The following is a 25,233-nucleotide window of genomic DNA, read 5'->3' as shown; positions in this document are numbered from 1 at the left end:
ATATAGACACGATTGCGTGGCTTAAGGCGGTGTGGGCGTGAACGACCGGAAGCGGACAGCCGGTGCCGACGCGGACGCCGGCGTCGCGCTTCCCCGCGCCCGCGCCCGCCGCCGCTGAGGGGCGCGGACCCCGGTGTGGCCGGGCTCTCCGGGGCCAGCCAAGCGGGCGGACGGTAGTTCCGCGCCGGTCGGGGTAGCCGCGCGACCCACGGACGACGGGAACAGTGGAGGTTTGATGGACACCGGCGAGCCGAAGAACGTCTTCGTCGTGGGACTGGACGCCAAGAACCGCGAGACCCTGGAGCACGTGCCCGACGCGGCGCGGCTGCGGTTCCACGGGCTGCTGGAGCCCGAGGAGCTGCAGGAGGGCGAGGTGGACATCGAGGCGCTGCTGGACAAGGCGCGGGCGCAGCTGGACGGCTTCGACGGCGACATCGACGCGATCGTGGGCTACTGGGACTTCCCGGTCAGCATGATCGTGCCGATCCTCACCTCCGAGTACGGCCTGCCCGGCACCAGTGCGAGCACAAGTACTGGAGCCGCCTGGAGCAGAGCAAGGTGACTCCGAGCTGCCGCGCTTCGCGCTGGTGGACCTGGAGGGCGACGCCCGCCCGCCCGAGGGGCTGGAGTTCCCCATGTGGCTCAAGCCGGTGAAGTCGTTCTCCTCCGACCTGGCCTTCCGCGTCGAGGACGAGAAGGAGTTCACCGAGGCGGTGGACCGGATCCGCGAGGGCATCGGCCGTATCGGCCGGCCCTTCGAGCGGATCCTGGCCCGGTTGGACCTGCCGCCCGAGGTGGCCGAGGCCGGCGGGCAGGCGTGCCTGGCCGAGGAGGCGCTGCAGGGCGTCCAGGTGGCGGTCGAGGGCTACGTGCACAACGGCGAGGTGGTCGTCTACGGGGCGCTGGACTCCGTCGACTACCCCGGCAGCCCCGTGTTCCTGCGCCACCAGTACCCCTCGGTGCTGGGCCAGGACGTGGTGGCCCGGCTGGACGACATCTCCCGCCGCGTCATCGCCCAGGTGGGCCTGGACTCCGCCACCTACAGCATCGAGTACTTCTACGACCCGCTGACCGGCGACATCAACCTGCTGGAGATCAACACCCGGCACTCCCAGTCCCACGCCGAGCTGTTCGAGTACGTCGACGGCCTGCCCAACCACGACTTCATGGTCAGCCTGGGCCTGGGCCGCGAGCCCCGGATGCCGGAGAACCGGGGCCGCTACCCCCTGGCCGCCAAGTGGTACTACCGGCGGTTCACCGACGCCCGCGTGGTGTCGGTGCCCGGCCGGGAGGAGATCGACCGGCTCACCTCCGAGATCCCCGGCCTGAAGATCAAGGTCGTGCCCCGGCCCGGCCAGCGCCTGTCGGACATGATCGACCAGGACAGCTACAGCTTCGAGCTGGCGCACATCTTCATCGGGGCCGAGGACGAGACCGCGCTGCGCGCCAAGTACGAGCGGTGCGTGGAGGGCCTGACCTACGAGTTCGACGACATCGAGGCGCCCGAGAGCTGAGCGGCCCCGCACCGATCCCCCGAGCCGACCCGACCCCCGAGCCGAGAGGGAGGACCACGGCCTTATGCGCGAGGTCACCGCGCTGCCGCACGCCATCAAGGAAGAGGAGCACGTCTGGATCCCGATGCCCGACGGCGTCCGGCTGTCGGCCCGCATCTGGCGGCCCGCCACGGCCGAGGAGGAGCCGGTGCCCGGGGTCCTGGAGTACATCCCCTACCGCAAACGCGACCTCACCTCCGTGCGCGACTCCATCCACCACCCCTACATCGCCGGGCACGGCTACGCGTGCGTGCGCGTGGACCTGCGCGGCACCGGCGACTCCGAGGGCGTGCTCGTCGACGAGTACGTCGAGCAGGAGCAGGCCGACGCCGAGGCGGTCATCGACTGGGTCGCCGCCCAGCCCTGGTGCGACGGCGGCGTGGGCATGATGGGGATCTCCTGGGGCGCGTTCAGCGCCCTCCAGGTCGCCGCCCGGCGGCCCGAGCACCTCAAGGCGATCGTCATCGCGTCCTTCACCGACGACCGGTTCGCCGACGACATGCACTACATGGGCGGCTGCCTGCTGTCGGACAACCTCGCCGAGGCCGGCACCATGTTCGCCCACGGCACCTGCCCGCCCGACCCCGAGGTCGTGGGGGAGCGCTGGCGCGAGATGTGGACCGAGCGGCTGGAGGGCACCCGGCCCTGGGTGCTGCGCTGGCTGGACCACCAGCGGCGCGACGACTACTGGCGGCACGCCTCGGTCTGCCAGGACTACTCGGCGGTGGCCTGCCCGGTGCTGGCCTCCAGCGGCTGGGCCGACGGCTACTCCAACGCGGTCACCCGGCTGCTGGCCCGCCTGGACGTCCCGCGCAAGGGGCTCATCGGGCCCTGGTCGCACAAGTTCCCGCACCTGGGCGAGCCCGGCCCGGCCATCGGCTACCTCCAGGAGGTGGTGCGCTGGTGGGACCACTGGCTCAAGGGCGTGGACAACGGGGTGATGGACGGCCCCGTGCTGCGCGCCTGGATGCAGGACAGCGTGCCCCCCTCAACCTCCTACGAGGAGCGGCCGGGCCGCTGGGTCGGCGAGCCGGAGCTGCCCTCGCCCAACGTGGACGTGCGCGCCTACCCCCTCAGCGAGAACCGCATCGAGCCGCCGGGCAGCCGCCCGGCCGACGCCGGCGCCGACTCCGGCGGGGGGCTCACCGTGCGCTCGCCGCTGTCGGTGGGCCAGTTCGCCGGCAAGTGGGCCTCCTACAACGCCCCGCCCGACCTGCCCTACGACCAGCGCGAGGAGGACGGCGGCTCGCTGGTGTTCAACACCCCCGTGCTGCGCGAGCGCACCGAGATCCTGGGCGCCCCGGTGGTGGAGCTGTCGGTGTCGGCCGACCGGCCGGTGGCCATGGTCGCCGCGCGGCTCTCCGACGTGGCCCCCGACGGCCGCGCCACGCGGGTGACCTACGGCCTGCTCAACCTCACCCACCGCGACAGCCACGACCACCCCGAGCCGCTGGAGCCCGGCCGCCGCTACCGGGTGCGGGTGCAGCTCAACGGGGTGGCGCAGGCGTTCCCGGCCGGCCACCGGATCCGGCTGTCGCTGTCCAGCTCCTACTGGCCCCTGGCCTGGCCGCCGCCCGAGCCCGCGCTGCTGACCGTCTACCCCCGGGACAGCGCGCTGCTGCTGCCGGTGCGCCCGCTCGACGCCCCCGAGGGCACCGAGCCGGAGCCGTTCGGCGAACCGGAGGGCGCGCCGCGCGCGGCCACGACCCGGCTGGAGCCCGACGAGCACCGCTGGGAGGTCCGCCGCGACCTGGTGGACTACCGCTCCGCGCTGGAGATCGTCAAGGACAACGGCACGGTGCGGTTCGACGACGTCGGCATGGAGGTGGGCCGGCGCGCCTACGAGGAGTACGAGTCCTTCGCCGACGACTTCACCTCGGTGAGCGGGGAGTCCACCTGGACGATGCGGTTCGGGCGCGGCGACTGGCAGACCACCACCGTGACCCGCACGGTGCTGTCGTGCACCGCCGAGGAGTTCCTGGTGCACGCCACCCTGGACGCCTACGAGGGCGACCGCCGGGTGTTCTCCCGAGAGTGGTCCGAGACCCGACCGCGCGACCTGCTGTGAGGGGCGGGGGGCGGGCGCCGGGCGCGCCCGCCCCGCGCGCCGCCCCGGCCCGCCGCGCGGGCTACTCCTCGGCGTCCTCCTCCTCGCCCTCGAAGAGGTCGCCGACCTCGTCGACGATCTCGGCGGCGGCGTAGCCGGCCGCCAAGCCGCCCGCCGCGCCCAGCGCCAGCCCGGCCACCCCGCCGAGCCCGCCGCCGTGGTCGTCGTCGTGGCCGGGGTGGTAGCCGCCGTGCCCGTGGCCCGAGTAGCCGCCGAACAGCGCGCGGTGGCGGTCCAGCGCGTGGTCGATCCAGGAGGCCGCCACCTCGGTCCAGTCCAGCCGGTCGGCGTCGCGGTGCTCCACGCGGAACAGCCCGTAGAGGTCGCCGCCCGGGGTGAACATGCCGCCGCGCCGGTCGAACTCCACCACCACGTCCATGCCGTGGGGGTCGGCGACGAAGGTCAGCTCGACCTCGCCGATCTCGTGGGCGTAGTGCGGCGCCGGGTGGAACTCGATCTCCTGGAACAGGGGGAACTCCTGGCGGGTGCCGGCCAGGTGCCCGGTCTCGATGTCGGTGCGCTTGAGGGTGAACCCGAGCCGGGCGAACGCGTCCAGCACCCGCTCCTGCGCCGCCAGGGGGTGGATCCGCACCGGGTCGAGGTCGCCCTTGTCGGGGGCGCGCTCGATCACCACCTCGGTGCGCAGGCCCAGCACCGCGCCCGGCAGCGGGCCGTGCGCGGTGTCGGTGATGGGCGCCTGCCAGGGCACCGGGTAGCGGAACGGCAGCGAGCGCCGCTCGCCCGGCGCCAGGGTGAGGGGGCCGATCACCGGGACCCGGGCGAACTCCGCGCCCGCGGCCTGCTCGCCCTCGTCCGACTCCAGTTCCACGCGGGCGGCCAGCGCCACGGCGATCTCGTCGATGCGGGCCTCGACCTCACCGCCGGTCAGCTCGACGTGGCCCTCCAGCAGCGCGCCGGGGCGGGTGCCGTATCCGGTGAGCACCGTGTCGACACTGGGGCCGCCCACGCCGAAGGCCGCGAGAAAACGTTTGAAGCCCATCCTGACCTTTCCAAGGGGAGGACGCGCCCGCGTGCCGCCCCGCTCCAGCCGGGGCGGCGGCGCGTCCGTCGTCATCCGCGCCAACGGCACGCCGGCCCGCGCGGTTCCGCACCCGATGTTTCGGCCGGCGGCGGGCTGCGGTCCGACCCGCCCCTAACCGGCGCGGCCCGGATGCGCCGCGTCGCGCGGGGGCACGCCCCCCCACCCCCGCCGGCCCGCGACGGGGGCGGGCGCGGCGCAGGTGGCGGCGGGCGGGCGGTGCCGCGCGCCCGTGGAGCGGGGCCGCCGGGGGTGCCGGGGGCCGGTCCCCGGCGGGAGCCGGACGCGCGAAACGTTGTGACCACCGCCACAGTGGACGGGCGCCGGCGGGCCGGCGGGCGTTGTCGTAGCCGGGCGGTAGTCTGCTCGCGCTTTCAAGCCGAACCGCCAGAACCCCGCCCCCTCTCCCGGGTGCCCGTCCCCCCGAGGAACCCCATGCCCGACACCGCCGACACCCCCGGCGCCGCCGACACCCCCGAGTCCCCCGACGCGCCCGCCGCCGCACCGCGCGCCCTCGCCTTCCGCACGGAGCGCCGCCCCTTCGGCGGCGGGGAGTGGCACGCCTACCGGACGCTGACCCTCCGCTTCGAGCCGGGCGAGCCCGTGGCGCTCGCCCAGCTCTCCTGGCGCGACATCGGCGGCGCCGACGCGGTGGTCTCCTTCGCGCCCGACATGTCCGCCTTCCTCGGCGTGCGCACCGCCGCCGGCGGCACGCCCGAGGAGTGGCGCGGCCACGCCGTGGAGCCGGCCGTCGACCCCGAGCCGCAGCGGTTCGCCGTCACCACCGGGGGATCCGACGGCGAGGAGCTGGCGCTGCTCGTGGCCGACGGCGGCGCCACCCTGACCCGCCTGTCCTGGACGGACCGCGCCGGCGGCGGGGGCGCCGTCGCGCTGCGGACCGGCGGGCTGCCCGCCGGCGGCGAGGTCACCGGCAGCGTGCGCGAGGTCGCCGCCAGCGCCGAGTTCACCGAGGCCGGCGAGGTCGCCGAGTCCGTCCTGCACGTGCGCTCCGACAAGTGGCTGGCGCCGGAGCCCGGCCCCTGCTGGCTGCGCTTCACCATGGTCGAACCCGTGGTGGTCCGCTACTACACGCTGACCTCCGCCAACGACTTCGCCGAGCGCGACCCCCGCGAGTGGGTGCTCAGCGGCTCGGTCGACGGCGAGACCTGGACCGAGCTGGACACCCGCACCGACGAGGTGTTCCCCGACCGCCACCACCTCCGCGGCTTCGACATCACCGGCCCCGCGCGCGAGACCCCCTACCGCCACTTCCGGCTGCGCGTCCTGCGCAACGGCGGCGCCGACTGCACCCAGCTCGAGCGGGTGCGGTTCTTCTCCTCCGGCCCCCTCCACGAGTCCTTCGCCGGCCACCGCCACGCGCCGGGACGGGAACCCGAGCCCTACGGCGGGGTCGCCGCCCGCCCCTCCACCGAGCCGATCGTGCCCGCCTCCGGCCCCTTCCGCGGCTACGTGGAGCAGGGCCGCCGACCGCCCGCCGTCCTCTCCGACCCGTCCCGGCTGACCACCCCCGAGGACTGGCGCGCCTTCCTGTCCTCCTACAGCGCCGACATGCTGCGGGTGAGCGCCGACGACCTGATCGACGTCACCGACGACCAGCGCGCCGCCTCCTGGCTGGGGTTCGAGGGTGCCACCGAGGCCGAGCTGGCGGCGCTGGAGGAGCGGTTGGGCACCGCGCTGCCGCCCAGTTACCGCGCGTTCCTCGCCGCCTCCAACGGCTGGACCAACATCAGCGGGTTCACCTACGAGCTGCTGGGCGCCGCCGACGTCCACTGGCTGCACGAGCACCCGGACCAGCCTCTGGAGCCCGACTACGTGTTCGACGAAGACGGACTGAAGGGGCCGGCGCTCTTCATCTCCGGCGAGAGCGACGCCCAGTTCTGGCTGCTGGACGCCGGCGACGTCTCGCCCGACGGCGAGTGGGCCGCCTACATCTGGGCGAGCTGGTTCCCCGGCCTGAGCGACCGCTTCCGCTCCTTCGCCGACCTCGTGGTCGAGGAGCGCCGCGGCTGGGAGTCCCTTGAGGGCTCCTCGGGCAACCCGGTGCACCCCGAGGGCGCCGACGACCTCCTGCGCGAGGGCAACCGCGCCGCGCTGCGCGGCGACGTCCAGGGCGCGCTGGACGCCTACGAGAAGGCCGAGGACAAGGGCTCCGGCGCCGCCTCCTACCTGCGCGTCCTGCTGGAGGCGTTCACCGAGCCCCGCTTCAGCCACCACGACCTGCGCCACGTGCTGCACCGGGAGCACGTGGCCGCCGCCGTGGGCCCCGAGCGGCTGCGCGCCGAGGCCGTGCCGCTCTACCTCAACCGCAGCCGGTCCGACCTCAACGCCGCCACCCCGGCCGACGCCCGGCGGCACTGGGCCGCCCAGCTCGCCGAGATGCTGCCCGGCGTGCCGGTGCCCCAGGGCGACGCCCTGGACGACCCCGCCGTGGCGGACTGGCTGGCCGGGCGGGAACTCCCCGAGCCGCCCGAGTTCGAGGCGGCCCTGGCCGCCGCCCGCGCCCTGGCGGCCGAGGGCGACACCGACGCCGCCTGGGCCGCGATCGAGGCGGCGCTGCCCGCCTGGTACCCGGTCGAGGAGAACCGGATCGCCCCCGTGGTGCTGCTGGTCGACCCCGCCCTGCGCGAGGTGGTCACCCCGCGCCGGGCGCGGTCGGTGGTCTACACCCCGCGCGGCGCGGAGCGGACGGCCTAACGCCGGGCCGGCCGAGACCGGGCCGGGCGGGGTCCCGGCGGGGCGCGTCGCTCCGCCGGGGGCCTCCGCCGAACCTCCGCGCGCCGCCGCCGGCCCGTGCGCGGACCTGCGCGGTCACCCACTGCGACCGGACCACCGCGTTTCGCGGTCGCGGCCGCGGGTAGTCCGGCCGCGACCCATCGCGAACGGGACGCTCTCCGCCGCGCCCCCGACGCGGCCCGCACGCGCCCGGCCGGCCGGCCCCGCACCGGCCTCCCGGGCCGCCGGCCCCCCAGGAGCAGCGCATGGCCCCACCCCCGCCCCGGGAGCACCCCGCCAAAGCCGCCCGCACCGGCACCGCCCTCCGCGCCCGCCGCCTGCCCCGCCCCGGCGGGGCGGCCGTGGCGGCGGGCGCGCTGCTGTGGCTGGCCCAGCCGCTCTACCTGGCGGCCGAGGCCGTCACCGCAAGCCGCTTCACCGCGCCCTACTCCTTCCTCGACAACGCCATCAGCGACCTCGGGGCCACCTCGTGCACGCGGGTGGAGTACGCCCACGGCCCGGTGCCGGTGTGCTCGCCGTGGAGCCCGGTGATGAACACGGCGTTCGTCGTGCTGGGCCTGGCGCTGGCCGCCGGCGCGGTCCTCCTGGCCGCCCGGCTGCCCCGCGACCGCGCCGCGCGGGCGGCGGTGGCGCTGTGGGTGGCCGCCGGGCTGAGCGCCGTCGGCAGCGGGGTGTTCCCCCTGGACCGCGCGCCGGCCGCGCACACCCTCGCCTCCCTGCCGGTGTTCGTCGCCCAGCCGTGCGCGCTCATCACCACCGGCGTGGCGCTGCGCCGCCACCGGCGGCTGCTGGGCTGGTCCACCATCGCCGTGGGCGTGGTGTGCGTGGCGGGCACCGCCGTGTTCGCCGCCCGGGTGGACGTCGAGCACTTCAGCGGCCTGTTCGAGCGCCTGGCGCTGTGGCCGGGCCATCTGTGGGCGGTGGTGCTGGCGGTGGCGCTGCTGCGGTGGCGCCCGCCGGCGGCCGCGCGGCCCGGCGCGGCCGCGCGCTGAGGGGACGGCCGAGCGGGGCCGCGCCCCGGGCGCGGCCCCCGCCGTCACGACACCGTGTCGGTCAGCCCCAGTTCCTGGGCCACGATCGCGGCCTGCACCCGGCTGCGCAGGTTGAGCTTGCTCAGGATCCGGGCGACGTGGGTCTTGGCGGTGGTGTGGGCCACGCGCATCCGCGCGGCGATCTGGGTGTTGGACATCCCCCGCCCCAGGTAGGCCAGCACCTGCTGCTCGCGCGGGGTGAGCGCGTCGGCCTCCCAGCCCACCGAGATCGACCGGGCCGAGAACGTCCGGATCAGCTTGGTCGCCACCACCGGGGCGAGCACGCCCTCGCCCCGGTGCACCGAGCGCACCGACTCCACCAGCCGCTCGGGCTCGACGTCCTTGAGCAGGAACCCGTGGCAGCCGGCGCGCAGCGCGCCGAACACGTACTCGTCGTGGGCGAAGTTGGTCAGCATGAGCACCTTGGTCAGGTCGCAGATGCGGCGCGTCGCGGAGATGCCGTCCATGCGGGGCATCCGCACGTCCATCAGCACCACGTCGGGCCGCAGCTCCCGCGCCATCGCCACGGCCTCCGCGCCGTCGACGGCGCTCCCGACGACCTCGATGTCCTCGGCGTAGTGGTCGAGTATGAGCGCGAACCCGGTTCTGACGGCCGCTTCGTCATCGGTCAGGACCACTCGGATCGTCATGGGTGTTCTCCATCCGGCAGGTGTGCGTGAGCGGGCAGGGCCGGGACGCGGCGAAGGCCGCGCCCCCAGGGCGGGCGGCCGCGCGGACGCCGGGGGTAGGGGCGCCGCGCGGCCCGGCGGCGGCCGGCGGCCGCCGCGGCCTTACGGGTCCCCGGTGGTGCCCTGCTCCTCGACCGCCGCCAGCAGCCCGGCGAGGGTCGGATGGTCCTGGACGAGGGTGAGGGGCAGGCGGCGCCCGGACGCCTCCTGCAGGCGCTCCCGGAACTCCGCCGCCATGAGGGAGTCCATGCCCAGCTCCAGCAGGTCGTCGTGCGGACCGATCGGCCGGGCGGCGCGCAGGGTCTCGCGCGCCAGGGCCTCGGCGGTCTCGGCCAGCGACGCGGCCCGCGCGGTGCCCGCCGCGGCCGCGGGCGGCCGGGGCGCGGGCGGCGCGCCGGGCCGGGCGCCGCCCCCGGCCTCCGGCGCCGGGCGCCGGGGCGCGAACCAGTGGCGGGTGCGCTGGAAGGGGTAGGTCGGCAGCGCGGCGGGCCGGCGGTGCGCCCGGTGGTCGCGCTCCACCGCCCGCCAGTCGAGCGCGGCCCCGCGCACGTACAGCGCGGCCAGCGCCTCCAGCAGGGCGCGCCACTCGCCGCCGGGCCCGATCCCCGCCAGAACGGCGGCCGCGCCGGGCTCGGCCGTGCCGGGCTCGGCCGCGCCGGCCGGGGCCTCGGCCGGGCCGACCTCCACCACGACGGCGCCCTCGGCCGGAGCGGCGGCCGTCGAGGGCGGGGCGGCTCCGGCCAGGAGGGCGGCGGCCACCCCCTCGGGGTCCAGGGCGCCCGCCGCGCAGGCCGCCGCCCAGCGCCCCGCGCCGCCGCCCGTGCCGGGCTCCAGCGCCACGCCCCAGGAGCGCCACAGCTCCCACAGGGCGTAGCCCACCGCGAACAGCGCGAACTCGGCGAGCGGCGGGGCGGCCGCGCCGGGCGCGCCCCCGGCCAGGTCGGCCGCCGCCACCGGCGCCCCCGCCGCGCGGGTCCACGCGCGGGCGCACCGCTCCACGGACCCGGCGAACGCGGGGCTGGTGGCGAGGAGTTCGCCGCCCATGCCCGGGTAGGCGGTGGCGCCGGTGAAGCGGGCGGCGACGCGCGGCGCCGCCGCCCGCCGGACGAACCCGTGCGCGGCGCCGGGGCGGCCGTCCAGCCAGTCGGCCAGCCGGCCGGCCAGTTCGGCGTGGTCGGCGGCCGGCAGGCACAGCCGGTGGGCGAAGTGGGCGCGGCCGGTGGCGGCGGTGTGGCAGAGGTCCCCCAGCGGCGGCGGGTCCTCGGCGGTCCGCAGTTCGCGCAGGTGGCGCCGCGCGAGGTCGCGCAGTGCCGCCGCGCTCTTGGCCGACAGCGCCAGCGCGTGGCACGGCCGGTCGGGGCCCGCCGGCTCCGGCTCGGGCGCCGGCGGCGCCTCGCCCAGCACGATGTGGCAGTTGGTGCCGCCGAACCCGAAGGAGTTGACCCCGGCCACGCGCGGCCCCGGGGGCCAGGGGCGCGCCTGGGCGCACACCCGCCAGGGCGCCGCGTCCCAGGCGATGTGGGGGTCGGGCGTGCGGAAGGTGGGCGTGCCCGGCAGCGTGCCCGCGCGCATCGCCAGCAGCACCTTGATCAGCCCGCCGACCCCGGCGGCGGCCTCCATGTGCCCGACGTTGGCCTTGGCCGAGCCGACCGGCAGCGGGTCGGCGCGCCCGGCGAAGACCTCCGACAGCGTCGCGGCCTCGATCCGGTCGCCCAGCGCGGTGCCGGTGGCCTGCGCCTCCAGGTAGCCGACGTCTCCGGGCGCCAGCCCGGCGTCGGCCAGCGCGGCGCGGACGGCCGCCCGCTGCCCGGCGCCGTGCGGCACCGTCAGCCCGGCCCGGCGGCCGTCCTGGGAGACGGCCGAGCCCAGCACGACCCCGAGCACGGGGTCGCCGTCGCGGCGGGCGTCGGCGAGCCGCTTGAGCACCAGCACCCCGCAGCCCTCGGCGCGGCCGTAGCCGTCGGCGGCGGCGTCGAAGGGCTTGCACCGCCCGTCGGGGGCGAGCATGCCGGCGGCGGTGAGGCCGACGTGCTCGTGCGGGGTGACGATGCGGTTCACCCCGTCCGCCAGGGCGAGGTCGCACTCGCCGGAGCGCAGCGCGCCCACCGCCAGGTGCACGGCCACCGCCGAGGAGGAGCAGGCGGTGTCCACCGACAGGCTCGGCCCGGACAGGCCGAAGAGGTAGGACAGCCGGCCGCTGGCGGTGCTGGCGGTGGCGCCGCTGGCGAAGTACTCGTCGACCGCGCCCGGCCCCTGCGCGGCGGCGGCCTCGCGGTAGTCGCTGTTGCCGATGCCGACGTAGACGCCGGTGCGGGCGGGCAGGTCGGCGGGCGCCCGCCCGGAGTCCTCCACCGCCTCCCAGGCGACCTCCAGCAGCAGCCGGTGCTGGGGGTCCATGCGCGCCGCCTCGCGCGGGGCGATCTGGAAGAACTCGGCGTCGAAGTCGGCGAGGCCGCCGACGAACCCGCCGCGCGCCGGGGCGCGGACCCCGCGCTCGGCCAGGGCGCGGGGGTCCCACCGGTCGGCGGGCACCTCGCGGGTGGCGTCCCCGCCGCGCTCCAGCAGCCGCCAGAACGCGCGGGGGTCCTCGGCGCCGGGGAAGCGGCAGCCCATCCCGACCACGGCCACGGGCTCGCGCCCCCGGCGCAGGGCCGCCACCTCGGCCTCCAGTTCCTCGATCCGGGCCAGCGACCGCTCGAACAGGGCGTCGTAGGAGTCCATCGGCTCACCCATCGCTGCTCAGCCCAACCCCCAGCTTGGCCGCGAGCCGCCGGGCGGCGCCGCCCGCGCCGCCGTTGGCCCCGCCGCCCGCCGGTGCGCTCCCGGGTGCCGGGCCGCCGGCCGCCCCGACGACCTCGGCGAGGTGGTCGGCCAGGTCCGCCAGCGTGGGGTGGTCGTAGGCCAGCGTCAGGTCCAGCCGCAGGCCCAGCTTGCGCTGGACCCGGTTGCGCAGCTCGATCGAGGCGACGGAGTCCAGGCCCAGCGACGCGAACCCCTGGCCGGGGTCGATGTCCTCGTCCACGCCCAGCACCAGCGACAGCTCGCGGCGCAGGTGGTCGGCCAGCAGCCGGCGGCGCTCCTCGGGTGGCGCGGCGGCGACGTCCCACGCCGGGGCGCCGCCCTGCCCCGGCTCCTCGCGCGGCGGGCGCGCCAGCTCGCTGAGCAGCCGGGGCAGGGCGCCCTCCGCCCGGGCGCGCACGGCCCAGTCCACCCGCAGGACCGCGGCGGCGGCGTCCTCGGGCGGGGCGGCGAGCAGGTGCGCCAGCGCCGCCAGCGCGTCTGCGGGCGGCAGCCGGTACTCGCCGTGGCGGGCCGCCTTGGCGGCGTCCTCGGCGCGGGCGCTCATGCCGGCCTCCGCCCAGGAGCCCCACTGCACCGCCAGCGCGGGCACGCCCTCGGCGCGCAGCAGCGAGGCCAGCGCGTCCAGGTAGGCGTTGGCGGCGGCGTAGTTGGCCTGGCCGGGGGTGCCCAGCACGGCCGACACCGACGAGTACAGCACCAGGAAGTCCAGGCCGCGGCCGCCGAGGAGGCGGGTCAGGTGCCAGGCGCCCGCGGTCTTGGGCGCCATGGCGCGGGCGAACCTTTCGGGGGTCAGCTCGGTCAGGGCGCCGTCGTCGAGCACGCCGGCCAGGTGCGCCGCGCCCGCCACCGGCGGCAGCGCGGGGTCGGCGTCGAGGGCGGCCACCAGCGCGGCCGCCTGGCCGGGGTCGGCGACGTCGGCCTGGTGGGCCACCACGCGCGCACCGGCCGCCTCCAGCTCCGCCAGGACCGCGCGGGCCTGCGCGCCGGGCGCCCCGCGCCCGGCCAGCACCAGGTGGCGGGCGCCGCGCTCGACCAGGAACCGGGCCAGGCGCAGGCCCAGCCCGCCCAGGCCGCCGGTCACCAGGTAGGTGCCTTCGGGGCGCACCCGCACGGCCGCCGCGGGCCCCTCCGGCGGAGCGGCCACCAGGCGGGCCGCGTGCCGCACGCCCCCGCGCAGCGCCGTCCACGGCTCGGCGGGGCCGCCCGCGCGGGCCGCCGTGGCGAGTTCGGCGCCCGCCAGCGCGGCCGGGTCGGGGTCGGCGCCGGCCACCACGGTGCAGCGGGCGCCGCGCTCGCGGGCCGCCGCGCGCAGGGCCTCGCCCAGGCCGGCGTCGGCCAGCACCACCCAGCGCGTGCCGGCGGCCCCGCTGTCGGGGGTGAGCGGCAGGGGGCGCCACACCGTGCGGTGCAGCCACGCCCGCCAGGGCTCCGCGGCGCGGCCGATCATGGTGTGCCGCTCGGCCCGCTTGAGCACGATCCCGGTCAGCTCCACCAGGACGCGGCCGTCGGGCGCCGTCAGCCGGGCGTCGCCCACCAGGGTCTCCGGGGCCTCCGTGCCCGCCGGAACCGGGCGGATCCGCGCCGCGCACCGGACCTCCTCGCCCAGCGGCGCCCACGCCCGCAGCCGCTCCACCCCGGCCGGGACGTAGGTGCGGTGCCCGTGCTCGGCGGGGTAGGCCACCGTGAGGGCCAGGAACAGCGCCTCCAGCAGCACCGGGTGGGCGCGGTAGCGGCCCGTGCGGCCGCGGAGGGCCTGGGGCGCGGCGATCTCGGAGCGGGCGCCCAGGTCGGCGCGCCACAGCCGCCGGGTGGCGTGGAAGCTCGGCCCCAGGTCGATGGAGCGCGCCCGCTCGCCCGCGTAGATCACCTCCGGGTCGGCCGCGGTGCCCGGCTCCGCCTCGGGCAGGCCCGCCCACACCGGCTCGGGGGCGGGGTCGGCGCCAAGGGCGCGCAGGCGCGTGGAGAAGTGGTGCGTCCAGGGGGCGCCCGGCGCGGCGCCGGCCGGGCGGGAGTACACGCGCAGCGCCCGCGCGCCCGCCTCCTCGGCGGCGACCAGGGTCTGCACGGTGCGCGGGGCGCCGTCGGCGAAGTCCATGGCGCGGTGGATGACGGTGTCGGCGAGTTCGCCTCCGGGGCCGCCGAGCACCGCGCCGGCCGCGGCCAGGGCGATCTCCAGGAACGCCACCCCCGGCAGCACCACCGTGTCGAACACCCGGTGGTCGGCCAGCCAGGGCAAAGTGTCCGGCCCCACCACCGCCTCGAACCGCGCCTCGTCGCTGGCGGCGAGGTCGATCCGGGCGCCCAGCAGGGGGTGGGCGCCCCGGTCGGGCGCGGGCCGCGCGCCGCGCGGCGGGGGGTCGATCCAGTGCCGGACCGCCCGCCAGGGGTAGGTGGGCAGGCCGACGCGGCGGCGGGTGCCGGGCGGGTGCAGCGCCGACCAGTCGATGTCGCGGCCGGCGCCGTAGAGCTCGGCGACCGCGCCGCAGAACCGCTCCCACTCGCCCCGGGGGTGCATGCAGGCCACGCGCGGCCCCGCGCCGGCGTCCCCGGTTCCGGCGGTGCCGGACTCGGCGGCCAGCAGCGGGAGCAGGCTGGGCCGCCCCGACAGCTCGACGTAGGTGCCGCAGCCCAGCCGCCGCAGCGCCGCCAGCCCGGCGGCGAAGCGCACGGGCTCGCGGGTGTGGCGCACCCAGTACTCCGGGGTGGCGACCTCGGCGCCCACGCGCTCGCCGGTGACGTTGGAGACCACCGGCAGGCGGGGGCGGAGAACGCGACCCCGGCGGCGGCCTCGGCGAACTCCGCCAGCATCGGTTCCATCATGGGGGAGTGGAAGGCGTGGGAGACCGCCAGCGGCGAGGTCCGGACCCCTCGCTCGCGCAGGGCCGCGCACACGCGCTCCACGGCCGGGCCCGGCCCGGAGACCACGGTGGAGCGCGCCCCGTTGACGGCGGCCACGGCCACCGCGCCGCCCTCGGCCGCCGCCAGCGGCGCCACCGCGTCCTCGCCGGCCATCACCGCCGCCATGCGCCCGCGCGGCAGCGCCGCCATCAACCGGGCGCGGGTGGTGACCAGCCGTGCGGCGTCGGCCGGGGAGAACACCCCGGCCACGCAGGCGGCGGTGTACTCGCCGAGGCTGTGGCCCAGCACCGCGTCGGGCTCCACCCCCAGCGCCGCCCAGGCGCGGGCCAGGGCGTACTCCACGGCGAACACCGCGGGCTGGGCCCAGCCGGTGCCGTCGAGGCGGTCGCCCTCGGCGGTGAAGAGGACGTCCAGCAGCGGCTCGGGCAGGTGCGGGTCCAGCAGCGCGGCGCACTCCTCCAGGGCCGCGCGGAACGCGGGCAGGCGGCGGTGCAGCTCCCGGCCCATCCCCGCGTAGTGCGAGCCCTGCCCGCCGAAGAGGAACGCGGTGGCGCCGGCCGGGGCGGGCGGGGCGCCGGCGGCGTCGGCCGCGCGGCGCAGCCGCTCGGCGGCCTCGGCGGGCGAGCCGGCGACCACGGCCAGCCGGTGCTCGAAGTGGCGCCGCCCGGTGGCGGCGGTGGCCGCCGCGTCGGCGAGGTCCAGGCCGGGCCGCGCGGCGAGGTGGTCGGCGTGGCGCCGGGCCAGGTCGGCCAGCGCCTCCGGTGTGCGGGCGCTGACCGGCAGCACGTGCGGACCCGCGCCGGCCTCCGGCGCCCGCCGCGCCGCGGGCGGCGCCTCCTCCAGCACCACGTGGCAGTTGGTGCCGCCCATGCCGAACGAGCTGACCCCGGCCCGGCGCGGCGTCTGGCCGGCGGGCCAGTCCAGGGTGGCGGTGTTGACGTGGAACGGCCCCGAGGCGAAGTCGATCGCCGGGTTGGGGCGCTCCAGGTGGAGGGTGGGCGGGATCGCGCCGTGGCGCAGCGCCAGGACGGCCTTGATCAGACCGGCGACTCCGGCGGCCTCGTCCAGGTGCCCGATATTGGACTTCACCGAGCCCACGGCGCACCGCCCGGCCCCCTCGGGCCGGGCGCCCGCGCGCGCGAACGCCTCGGTCAGCGCGGCGATCTCGATGGGGTCGCCCAGCTGGGTGCCGGTGCCGTGGGCCTCGACGTAGCCGACCGTGGCGGGGTCCACGCGCGCGGCGCGCAGCGCGCGTTCGACGACCTCGGCCTGGCGCTCGACGCTGGGGGCGGTGAACCCGACCTTGTCGGCGCCGTCGTTGTTGACCGCCGAGCCCCGGATGACCGCGTGGACGCGGTCGCCGTCGGCGAGCGCGTCGGCCAGCCGCTTGAGCAGCACCACGCCGCAGCCGCTGCCGAACAGGGTGCCCTGGGCGCTGGCGTCGAAGGGCCGGCAGCGCCCGTCGCGGGAGCGGATCATGCCGTCCTCGTACAGGTAGCCGGTGGCCTGGGGGACCGGGACGGACACCCCGCCGGCCAGCGCGGCGTCGCACTCGCCGCCGGCCAGGCTGCGGCACGCCTGGTGCACGGCCACCAGCGAGGTCGAGCACGCGGTCTGCACGTTCACGCTCGGCCCGGTCAGGCCGAGCTTGTAGGAGACCCGCGCGGCCAGGTAGTTGCGGTCGTTGCCCAGCTTCAACTGGAACTGGCGCAGGTCGGCCTCGGTGAGCGGGCCGCGCGCGGGGAACCCCTCGGCCGGGGCGACGTTGTTGAGCAGGTAGGTGCTCATGCCCGAGCCCGCGAACACCCCCACGGCCGCCGAGTCGCCCGCGCCGGGCACGTACCCGGCGTTCTCGCACGCCTCCCACGCGCACTGGAGGAAGAGGCGCTGCTGGGGGTCCATGGTGGCGGCCTCGCGCGCGCCGATCCCGAAGAACGCGGCGTCGAACAGCTCCACCCCGGGGATCACGGGCGCGGCGGGCACGTAGTCGGGGTGGCCGGCGAGGTCGGGGTCGGGCTGGTCGAGCTCGGCGCCGGTGAACCGGCTGACCGACTCGGTGCCCGCGACCAGGTTGGCCCAGAACTCCTCGGCGTCGGAGGCGCCGGGGAACCGCAGCGCCATGCCCACGACCGCCACGGCGTCGCCGTGCCCGCCGGAATCCGCCCCGGCCGAAGGCCGCGGCCCGGCGGCCGGGGCCGCCCTTTCGCCGCTGATCCGGCGGGCCAGCGCGCGGATGGTGGGGGTGCGGAAGACGTCGACCACCGACAGCTCGACCCCGAGCCGTTCGGCGATCCCCCGGCGCAGCTCCACCACGTGCGCCGAGGTCCCCCCGGCGTCGAAGAGGTTGTCCTCCACGCCGACCTCGCCGAGGTCAAGGATGTCGCGCCACAGCTCGGCCAGCACCCGCTCGGCCTCGGAGGCGGGCGGCAGCGCGGCGGTGTCCAGCAGCCGCGCCCGCGCGGTCGGCTCGGGCAGCCGGCGCCGGTCCTTCTTGCCGCTGGAGGTCAGCGGCAGCGCCGCCAGGGTCTCATAGCCCGTGGGCCGCAGCGCGCGCGGCAGCCGCTCGGCGGCGTGCCGGTGCAGCCGCCGGGGCAGGTCCGCCCCGGACCCGTCGCGCGGCACCACGTAGGCGACCAGCCGCTCGCGGCCGGCGGCGCCGCGCGCGGCGACCGCGGCCTCGGCCACGTCGGGGTGCTCCAGCAGCGCGGCCTCGACCTCGCCGGGCTCCACCCGGACCCCGTTGACCTTGATCTGGTCGTCGGCGCGGCCCAGGATCTCCAGCACGCCGCCCGGACCGATCCGCGCGAGGTCCCCGGTGCGGTAGAGCCGCCCGGTGCCGCCGGGGCCGGTGACGAACCGCTCCCGAGTGAGGTCGGGGCGGTTGACGTAGCCCGGCGACACCTGCGCGCCGCCGATGTACAGCTCGCCCTCGCGCCCTTCGGGCAGCGGGCGCAGGGCGTCGTCCAGGACGTGCACCGCGACGTTGTCGACCGGCCGCCCGGCGGGCACGTCGGCCGGCCAGGCCGCCGCGGGCGGCTCCAGGGTGTGGGCGGCGGCGTCCTGGAACTCGGTGGCGCCGTAGTGGTTGTGCAGCCGCGCCCCGGTGCGGGTGAACAGCTCGCGCAGCGCCGGGGTGACGCGCAGCCGCTCCCCGGTGGTGACGACCTCGCGCACGGCCAGCTCCACCGGCTGCTCGCCCACCGCCTCGGCGAACCGGGTGAGCGGGGTGACCGGCAGGAACAGCCGCTCGACGCGGTGGTCGGCGACGAAGCGGGCCAGGGCGAACGGGTCGCGCCGCACCGCGTCGTCGCAGATCACCAGCGTGCCGCCGAAGCACAGCGTCGAGAAGATCTCGTGCACGGAGAAGTCGAAGCTCACCGCGCAGAACTGGAGCGTCCGCAGCGCGCAGGAGCCCGGCCGGGTGCGGTCGTGCCAGTTCAGCAGGTTGGCCAGGGCCCGGTGGGTCATGGCCGCCCCCTTGGGCGCCCCCGTGGAGCCCGAGGTGAACAGCACGTAGGCGGGGGCGTCGGGGTCGGCGGGCGCCGCCGGCGCGGGGGCGGCGGCGTCCTCGGGCCCGGCGCCGGGCCGCACCGGCCGCAGGCCCAGGGGCGCGGCCGCCTCGGGGGCGTCGGTGACCAGCACCGCCATGCGGGCCTGGGCGGCGATGTGGCGGAAGCGCTCCTCGGGGTCGCCGGGATCGACGGGCACGTAGGCCGCGCCGGTCTTGAGCACGGCGATCATCGCGGCGATCATCGCCGGGCCGCGCGCGGTGCGGACGCCCACCAGGTGCCCGGGGCCGGCGCCGGCCGCGCGCAGCCGCGCGGCCACGGCATCGGCGTGCCGGTCCAGCTCGCGGTAGGTCGTCGCGGTCCCGCCGTGCACCAGGGCGGCGGCCCCGGGCGCGGCGGCGGCCCGGTGCTCGAACAGCCGGTGCAGCTCCAGCGCCGGCAGGCGGTCCAGCGGGTCGACGGTGCGGGTCACGCCGACACCTCCTGGCCGTCGTACTCCTCGGCGTCGGCCGGCCCCGGCGGCAGGGCCAGCGAGGGCAGCCCCACGCCGCCCAGCGCGGTGCGCAGGCCCAGTTGGAAGCGCGTGGTGGAGCCGGTGTCGCGCATGAGCGAGCTGATCTCGCGGCGCACCGTGCGGTCGGTGACGTTGAGCCGCTTGGCGATGGCGGCGTCGGTGAGCCCGCGGGCCAGGCACAGCAGCACCGCCGACCTGCGCTCGGTGGCCCGCGCGGGAGAGCCGCGCCGGGCGCCGCACCAGGCGAGTTCGAAGAAGCCCTTGGCGGTCCGCACGTCGTCGGAGTCGGTCGTGATCCACGCCCGACCGCGGTGATGTCCGGACGCCGGTGCGATGAAGGCGGCGCGGCGGTCGCCGATGGCCAGCCAGATGGGGGAGGCCGCCAGTTGGCGGACCTCGGTGGAGGGCGGCCACGCGGGCGCCGAGGCGCCGGTGCCGCCGCCCACGCAGGCGACGCGGCAGGAGGCGGGGCCGCCCGGGGCGGCCCGGCGGTCGCCGCGCGCGGCGGTCATCACCAGCCCGGGGACCCACTGCCAGGGGACGATCGCGGAGAAGTCCTTGGTGAAGGACGCGGCGAACCTCAGCAGTTCGCCGTAGGCGGGCTGGGAGGGGGTGGTGGCCCGCCAGGTCGGGTGCGTAGACGCGGTTCTGCGCATGGGGGTACCTCGTGTGCTCTAGGGGTGGTGCGGCACCGTGTTCCAGGCCGTGCCGCCGATGAGCAGGCGGTGGTGGGGGTGGCGGACCGGGGTCGCCGGGTCCGCCCGGCGGCCCTCCGCGCGGTGCGGTTCACGCGTGCGCGGCGGGCGGTGGCGGTGCGGGCGCGGGGGCCGGGCGCCCGCACGGCGCCCTCGGGTGAGCGGGGGAGTGCGGCCGGCGCAGCGGCCGCGGTGTCGGCGGTGGTCACAGCTCGTGCTCGTGTTCCTGGGCGAGGATGGCCGCCTGCACGCGGCTGCGCAGCCCGAGCTTGGACAGGATGCGGCTGACGTGGGTCTTGGCCGTGGCGTCGGCCATCTCCAGCCGCTCGGAGATCTCGTAGTTGGACAGCCCCTCGCCGATGCACCGGAGCACCTCGCGCTCGCGCCGGGTCAGGGAGTCCAGGCGGTGCGCCTCCTGGCGGGCGGCGCCCGCTCGGCGAAGGAGCGGATGAGCCGCCGGGTGACCGAGGGCGAGATCATGCCCTCGCCCCGGGCGACCGTGCGCACCGCCTGCAGCAGCGCGTCGCTGTCGGCGCTCTTGAGCAGGAACCCCGCGGCCCCGGCGTGCAGGGCGCCGAACACGTACTCGTCGAGGTCGAACGTCGTCATGATCAGCACGTCGGTGACCCCGGCCAGTTCGCGGGTGGCGGTGATGCCGTCCTTGCGCGGCATGCGGATGTCCATCACCAGCACGTCGGGCCGCAGGTCGCGGGCCAGCGCCACGGCCTCGTTGCCGTCGCCGGCCTCGGCCACCACGTCGATGTCGGGCGCGCCGTCGAGGATCAGGGACAGCCCCGTCCGCACGGCGACCTGGTCGTCGGCGATCACCACGCGGATCACAGCACCGCCTCCGTGGCCGCCTTGGCCGGGAGCACGGCGTGCACCCGCCAGTCGCCGGTGCCGGGGACCGGGCCGGCGCCGAAGCTGCCGCCCAGCACCTCGGCGCGCTCGCGCATGCCCGTCAGGCCCAGGCTGCCGCTGGGCAGCCGCGACACCGCGCTGCCGGTCATCGGGTTCTCGATCGTCAGCTCGATCTCGTCCTCCCGGTAGGTGACGCGCACGTGGGCGGGGCCGCCGCTGTGCTTGAGCGCGTTGGTCACCGACTCCTGCACGATCCGGAAGGCGGCCAGCTCCACGGCCGCGGGCAGCGGCCGGGGCTCGCCCTCGACGTGCAGGGTGGCCTCCTCGCCCAGGCTCTCGGCCAGGTCGTGGATGTCGCCCATGCGCCGGGGCACGGCCACCGGTTCCTCGTCGCGCTCGTCGCGCAGCACGTCGATCATGCCGCGCAGCTCGGCCAGGCCCTGGGTGCTGTCCTCGCGGATGGTGGTGAGCAGGCGGCGCCGGGTCTCGGCGTCGAGGTCGTCGCGCCAGCAGGGCGGTGGACTGCAGCACGATGATGCTCAGCCGGGTCGCCACGGAGTCGTGCAGCTCGCGCGCCATGCGGGTGCGCTCGGTGGCCACGGCGTTGCGCCGGTCCAGTTCGGCCAGCCGCGCGGTCTGCTCGGCGCGCACCCGGGCGTCCTCGGCGCGGTCGCGGTTCTGGCGCACCACCGCCGCGGTCACCACCGGGCTGACCAGCACGGCCGCGATGACCGCCATGAGGATGATGCTGCCGGCCAGGTGGCGCTGCATGGCGAAGACCACGCCGCCCATGACGATGCTCATGGTCGTGGTGACCATCAGCATCAGCTTGCCAGGTCGAGCGCGGGCCGTAGGTGCAGGCGGCGTAGATGTTGTCGGTGTAGATGAGGATGGTCGCCAGCGACGCGCCGATGACGATGTCGCTGACGAACCCGACCGTGCCGATGGCCAGGCCCAGCAGCGGCGCGCGGTAGCGCAGGGCCACCCCCACGCACACCAGCGCCAGCGTGCCGATCAGCAGCGGCGCGGGGTAGCCGTACTCGGTGGTGGCCCACGCCGTCGAGGCGTCGCGCGAGGCGTAGGCGCCGGAATGGAGCAGCACGAACCCTGCGGAGAAGACCGCGACGGCTATTACCACGGCTTTTGCGTCGCGCTTTCCCAGTACCTGCCACACCATGCGCACCATTGCATCACCCTCCGATGCCGCGGACATCCTTCTTTAAAAGGAGACGGCGTACATACTTCTATGTACGCCGGAGTTTACGCGACTGCGGGGCGAGCCATTTCCGGGCAGGTAAAGGCATTCTCATCGGTGGCATGCCATGCAGGCTAGCAGGGGAAATATGGCGCGGGCGGGCCATGTCCGGTTCAGGACACGCGCGTTGACCCGCTCGATAACGCGCTCCTACGTTGGGCATGCTTTCCGCATCCCGGCAATGCATGGTAGCAATGCGTGACTTCTTTGGCCGCCGCCGCGGCGGAATAGGTGAACCGTGATCAACGATATTCGAAAGCTATTTGTCCAGGTCTACCAGCTCGACGTGCGCCCCGAAGAGGTCGCCGCGGACGAGCCCTTGTTCGGTCTCAGTTCACGCTTCGGACTGGATTCCATGGACACTCTGCGTTTCATCTCCGAGCTGCACGAGCGCTACGGCTTGGACATCGCCTCGACCAACACCGACTCCTTCCGCACCCTCGCCCGCATCGTCGAGACGCTCGACGCCGACAGCGCGGCGCGCCAGGCCGTGCGCGAGCCGGTCGGCGAGGGCGACTGATGGCCGACCGCACCGGCGCGGCCCCGGGCGCCGACACCGCCGCGCCGCTCACCCCGTTCACCGCCGACCCCGCCCTGGCGGCCGCCCTGGCCCGCGCCGCCCGCGACCTGGCGGCCGCGGGGCACTCCCCCGAGGACGTCGCCGGCGGGCCGCCCCATCCCGTCACCGCCGCCCTGGCCGCGGCCCTGCCCCGGCCCGACCGCGAGCGCGGCTACCGGGTCGTCACCGGCCTGCTCGACGGCTTCGGCCCCGTGGGCCCCACCCCGCCGCACTGGAGCGGCCCTCAGGGGAGGAGGCCAACGCGCTCGACACCGGCCTGGCGCTCGTGGCCGCCGCCCTGGGCGACCTCTACGGCTGGGCCAACCAGCAGGGCGGGCGGCTGGTGCACAACATCTTGCCCATCCCCGGCCAGGAGCGGGCCCAGGTGGGCGCCAGCAGCACCACCACCCTCACCCGCCACACCGAGGACGCCTTCCACCCCCTGCGCCCCCACATCCTGCTCCTGGCGGCGCTGCGCAACCCCGACGGCGTGGGCAGCCTGGTCTCCAGCGTGCGCCGGGTCGGCCTCACCGACGCCCAGCGCGCCCAGCTGGAGCGGCCGCGCGTGGTCATCACCCCCGACGACTCCTACCGCCCGCCCGAGGACGCGGGGTCCTGGACGGCGGTCGCCGCCCCCGGCATCGCCACCGTGTGGGCCGCCCCCGACGGCCCGTGCCTGCGCTTCGACCCCGCCTACAGCCGGCTGCCCGACGACCCCGGGTTCGCCGACGCCTACGCCGCGCTGGAAAAGGGCCTGGAGATCCACGAGGAGGAGGTCCCGCTCCAGGCGGGCGACATCATCCTCATCGACAACGACGTGGCGGTGCACGGCCGCCGGCCCTTCCGCCCCCGCTACGACGGCACCGACCGCTGGCTCAAACGCGCCATCGTCCGGCTGGACCGGCCCCGGCCCGAGGCCGAGGCGCGGGAGAGCGGGTTCGGCCAGCGCGCCACCGGACCCCGGGCGCCGCGATGAGGGCCGACGACGTCCTGCCGCGCCCGCTGGCCGACTACCTCGCCCGGCCGCTCACCGCCCAGTTCCCCGGGCGCCGCCCCGGCCAGGCCCGCTTCGACGGGCCCGCCGGCACCCTGGTGCACGCGGCCGTGGCCGACGCGGTGGCCGGCTACCTGGCCGGCCCCGCGGTCTCCAACGACGGCGGCGCCTACCCCGCCGGCCGCCACTCCGACGCCCTGGCCGCGTGGGCGCGCGCGGCCGTGCGGCGGCTGCTGGGCGCGCCCGGCGGGCACGTCGTCTTCGGCCCCAACATGACCACGCTGACGGCCCTGTTCGTACGCGCCGCCGCCGAGCACGTGCGCCCGGGCGACGAGATCGTGTGCACCGAACTGGACCACGAGGCCAACGTGGCGCCCTGGCGCGCCATGGCGCGGCGCCGCGGGGCCGTGGTGCGCACCGCCCGGCTGGAGGAGGGCGCGCTGCCCGCCTCCGCGGTCGCCGACGTGCTCTCCGCGCGCACCCGCTGGGTGGCCGTGAGCGCGGCGTCCAACGCGCTCGGCGCAACCCCCGACCTCGCCGCCGTCTGCGCCGCCGCCCACCGGGTGGGCGCCCGCGTCTTCGTCGACGCCGTGCAGGCGGTGCCGCACCGCGCGGTCGACGCCGCCGCGTGGGGGGCCGACGCCGTCGTCGCCTCGGCCTACAAGTTCTACGGGCCGCACGCCGGCGTGCTGTGGATCGCCGACGAGGCGGCCGAGCCGCTGCGCCTGGCCGAGCAGCCGTCCTCGGCGGGCGACGACCTGCCCGGCCGCCTGGAGCCGGGCACGCTGGCCTTCGAGCAACTGCTGGGCACGGCCGTGGCCGCCGAGGTGCTGCTGGGCTGGGACCGGGCCGCCGTCGCCGAGCGCGAGGCCGCGCTGGCGCGCGACCTGGCGCAGGTCCTGGAGGCGGCCCCGGGCGTGCGCAGGCTGACCCCCGGCGGCGACCGCGTGCCCGTCGAGGTCTTCTTCCTGCCCGGGATGCCGGCCGCCGAGGCGGCCGAGGCGTTCGCCGAGCGCGGGGTCAGCCTCACCCACGGCCGCTTCTACGCCCCCGGCCCCCTGGGCGCGGTGGCCCCCGGCCTGCCGGCGGCGCTGCGCGCGGGCGTGGCCTGCTACACCACCGGCGAGGACGTGGCCGCGTTCGCCGGCGCCCTGAAGGAGGTGGCGGCCGATGCCCGCTGACGCCGCGGCCGGACCCGAGCGGTCCGGCCCCCCGCCCGGCGCCCGCGCCGCCGGCGCGCCCGCCGCACCCCAGGCACCCGTCCCGGGCTCCGGCCTGGACGGGCGCGTCGCGGTGGTCACCGGCGGCTCGCGCGGGATCGGGCGCGCCGTCTGCGCGGCCCTGGCCCGCCGGGGCGCCCGCGTGGTGGTGGGCTACCGCTCCGACGCCGAGGGCGCCGAGGAGACCGCGGCGCACTGCGCGGCCCTGGGCGGCGCCGCCGTCCCCCGCCGATTCGACGTCGCCGACTACGCGTCGGTGACCGCCGCCGTCACGGCGGTGGCGCGCGCCCACCGCCGCGTCGACATCCTGGTCAACAACGCCGGGGTCGGCGACGCCGCCGCCGTGCTGCCCACCGGCCCGGTCGAGGAGTGGGCCGCGCCCGTGCGCACCAACTGCATCAAGGCCGCCTCGGCCTACCTGCTGATGAGCGGCCGCGGGGCGATCGTCAACGTCGCCTGCATCGCCGGGATCACCGGGATCGCCGGCCTCAGCGGCTACGCCGCCAGCAAGGCCGGGATCCTCGGCATGACCCGCGCACTCAGCCGCGAGTACGCCCGGCACCGCGTCCGCGTCAACGCCGTGGCCCCCGGCTACACCGCCGACACCGGCATGGTGGCCCGCATCGACGACGTCTCCCTGAAGGAGATCGTGGGCCGGGTGGCCCTGGAGCGCCTGGCCCGCCCCGAGGAGATCGCCGCCGCCGTCGCCTTCCTCGCCTCCGACGAGGCCGCCTACATCACCGGGCACACCCTCGTCGTGGACGGCGGGCTCACCGCCTGACCCGCGCACCG

General features: G+C 77.1%; 15 protein-coding genes and 3 pseudogenes. 9 read left to right on the top strand and 9 right to left on the bottom strand.

Annotated elements, in window-relative coordinates:
* The first annotated feature begins 235 nt into the window (after positions 1–235).
* From HNR12_RS29470 to HNR12_RS07355, 3 genes are all read left to right on the top strand, one after another.
* Entirely contained in the window at positions 236–562 is a 327-nt protein-coding gene (locus tag HNR12_RS29470) for a hypothetical protein (RefSeq protein WP_308118454.1), read from the top strand.
* Positions 519–1,514 (top strand): ATP-grasp domain-containing protein, encoded by a 996-nt coding sequence (locus HNR12_RS07360; RefSeq protein WP_338119739.1) that lies wholly within the window; start codon positions 519–521, stop codon positions 1,512–1,514. The genes HNR12_RS29470 and HNR12_RS07360 overlap by 44 nt, the downstream gene beginning before the upstream one ends.
* 64 nt (positions 1,515–1,578) lie before the next feature.
* A complete protein-coding gene (locus tag HNR12_RS07355; RefSeq protein ID WP_179766781.1) occupies positions 1,579–3,621 on the top strand; it encodes a CocE/NonD family hydrolase in 2,043 nt (680 codons plus the stop codon).
* Positions 3,622–3,682: 61 nt separating this feature from the next.
* Here the strand turns inward: HNR12_RS07355 and HNR12_RS07350 are convergent, their stop codons facing one another.
* Positions 3,683–4,660: a sporulation protein gene (locus HNR12_RS07350; RefSeq protein ID WP_179766780.1), complete on the bottom strand. Its 978-nt coding sequence runs from the start codon at positions 4,658–4,660 to the stop codon at positions 3,683–3,685.
* Between the two features lie 474 nt (positions 4,661–5,134).
* Here HNR12_RS07350 and HNR12_RS07345 point away from each other — a divergent pair, with 474 nt between their 5' ends.
* Complete coding sequence (locus HNR12_RS07345; protein ID WP_179766779.1) at positions 5,135–7,414, top strand: SMI1/KNR4 family protein; 2,280 nt, start codon at positions 5,135–5,137, stop codon at positions 7,412–7,414.
* A gap of 284 nt (positions 7,415–7,698) precedes the next feature.
* On the top strand, positions 7,699–8,445 hold the full coding sequence (locus HNR12_RS07340) for a DUF998 domain-containing protein (protein WP_179766778.1): 747 nt from the start codon (positions 7,699–7,701) through the stop codon (positions 8,443–8,445).
* A gap of 44 nt (positions 8,446–8,489) precedes the next feature.
* Here the strand turns inward: HNR12_RS07340 and HNR12_RS07335 are convergent, their stop codons facing one another.
* The 8 genes and pseudogenes from HNR12_RS07335 to HNR12_RS29730 form a co-directional block, all read right to left on the bottom strand.
* A complete protein-coding gene (locus HNR12_RS07335; RefSeq protein WP_179766777.1) occupies positions 8,490–9,134 on the bottom strand; it encodes a response regulator in 645 nt (214 codons plus the stop codon).
* A gap of 141 nt (positions 9,135–9,275) precedes the next feature.
* A complete protein-coding gene (locus HNR12_RS07330; RefSeq protein WP_179766776.1) occupies positions 9,276–11,906 on the bottom strand; it encodes a type I polyketide synthase in 2,631 nt (876 codons plus the stop codon).
* Entirely contained in the window at positions 11,899–14,490 is a 2,592-nt protein-coding gene (locus tag HNR12_RS07325; RefSeq protein WP_179766775.1) for an SDR family NAD(P)-dependent oxidoreductase, read from the bottom strand. The genes HNR12_RS07330 and HNR12_RS07325 overlap by 8 nt, the downstream gene beginning before the upstream one ends.
* Positions 14,491–14,723: 233 nt before the next feature.
* A pseudogene (locus HNR12_RS28290) lies at positions 14,724–18,815 on the bottom strand (amino acid adenylation domain-containing protein); the annotation flags it as partial.
* Positions 18,812–19,513 (bottom strand): helix-turn-helix transcriptional regulator, encoded by a 702-nt coding sequence (locus HNR12_RS07300; protein WP_179766774.1) that lies wholly within the window; start codon positions 19,511–19,513, stop codon positions 18,812–18,814. The pseudogene HNR12_RS28290 and the gene HNR12_RS07300, both read right to left, overlap by 4 nt.
* Positions 19,514–19,757: 244 nt before the next feature.
* Positions 19,758–20,392 (bottom strand): annotated as a pseudogene (locus HNR12_RS07295) (response regulator).
* Positions 20,389–20,832, bottom strand: coding sequence for a sensor histidine kinase (locus HNR12_RS07290; RefSeq protein WP_179765509.1), 444 nt, complete (start codon positions 20,830–20,832; stop codon positions 20,389–20,391). The pseudogene HNR12_RS07295 and the gene HNR12_RS07290 overlap by 4 nt, the downstream one beginning before the upstream one ends.
* 115 nt (positions 20,833–20,947) lie before the next feature.
* Positions 20,948–20,992: pseudogene (locus tag HNR12_RS29730) on the bottom strand (hypothetical protein); the annotation flags it as partial.
* A gap of 914 nt (positions 20,993–21,906) precedes the next feature.
* Here HNR12_RS29730 and HNR12_RS07280 point away from each other — a divergent pair.
* The 4 genes from HNR12_RS07280 to HNR12_RS07265 all read left to right on the top strand — a co-directional run bounded on the left by HNR12_RS07280 (position 21,907) and on the right by HNR12_RS07265 (position 25,222).
* Positions 21,907–22,188: a phosphopantetheine-binding protein gene (locus HNR12_RS07280; RefSeq protein WP_179766773.1), complete on the top strand. Its 282-nt coding sequence runs from the start codon at positions 21,907–21,909 to the stop codon at positions 22,186–22,188.
* A gap of 325 nt (positions 22,189–22,513) precedes the next feature.
* Complete coding sequence (locus tag HNR12_RS07275; RefSeq protein ID WP_179766772.1) at positions 22,514–23,203, top strand: TauD/TfdA family dioxygenase; 690 nt, start codon at positions 22,514–22,516, stop codon at positions 23,201–23,203.
* On the top strand, positions 23,200–24,402 hold the full coding sequence (locus HNR12_RS07270; protein ID WP_179766771.1) for an aminotransferase class V-fold PLP-dependent enzyme: 1,203 nt from the start codon (positions 23,200–23,202) through the stop codon (positions 24,400–24,402). The genes HNR12_RS07275 and HNR12_RS07270 overlap by 4 nt, the downstream gene beginning before the upstream one ends.
* The gene (locus HNR12_RS07265) at positions 24,392–25,222 is read left to right on the top strand and encodes an SDR family NAD(P)-dependent oxidoreductase (RefSeq protein ID WP_179766770.1); all 831 of its coding nucleotides are present in this window, start codon (positions 24,392–24,394) and stop codon (positions 25,220–25,222) included. Before HNR12_RS07270 ends, HNR12_RS07265 begins: the two co-directional genes overlap by 11 nt.
* Positions 25,223–25,233: the final 11 nt, after the last annotated feature.

The sequence above is a fragment of the Streptomonospora nanhaiensis genome, from assembly GCF_013410565.1.
Classification (GTDB): Bacteria; Actinomycetota; Actinomycetes; order Streptosporangiales; family Streptosporangiaceae; genus Streptomonospora; species Streptomonospora nanhaiensis.
The sequence above is the reverse complement of the archived record's forward strand: the minus strand, read 5'-3'. Positions and strand labels throughout refer to the sequence as shown.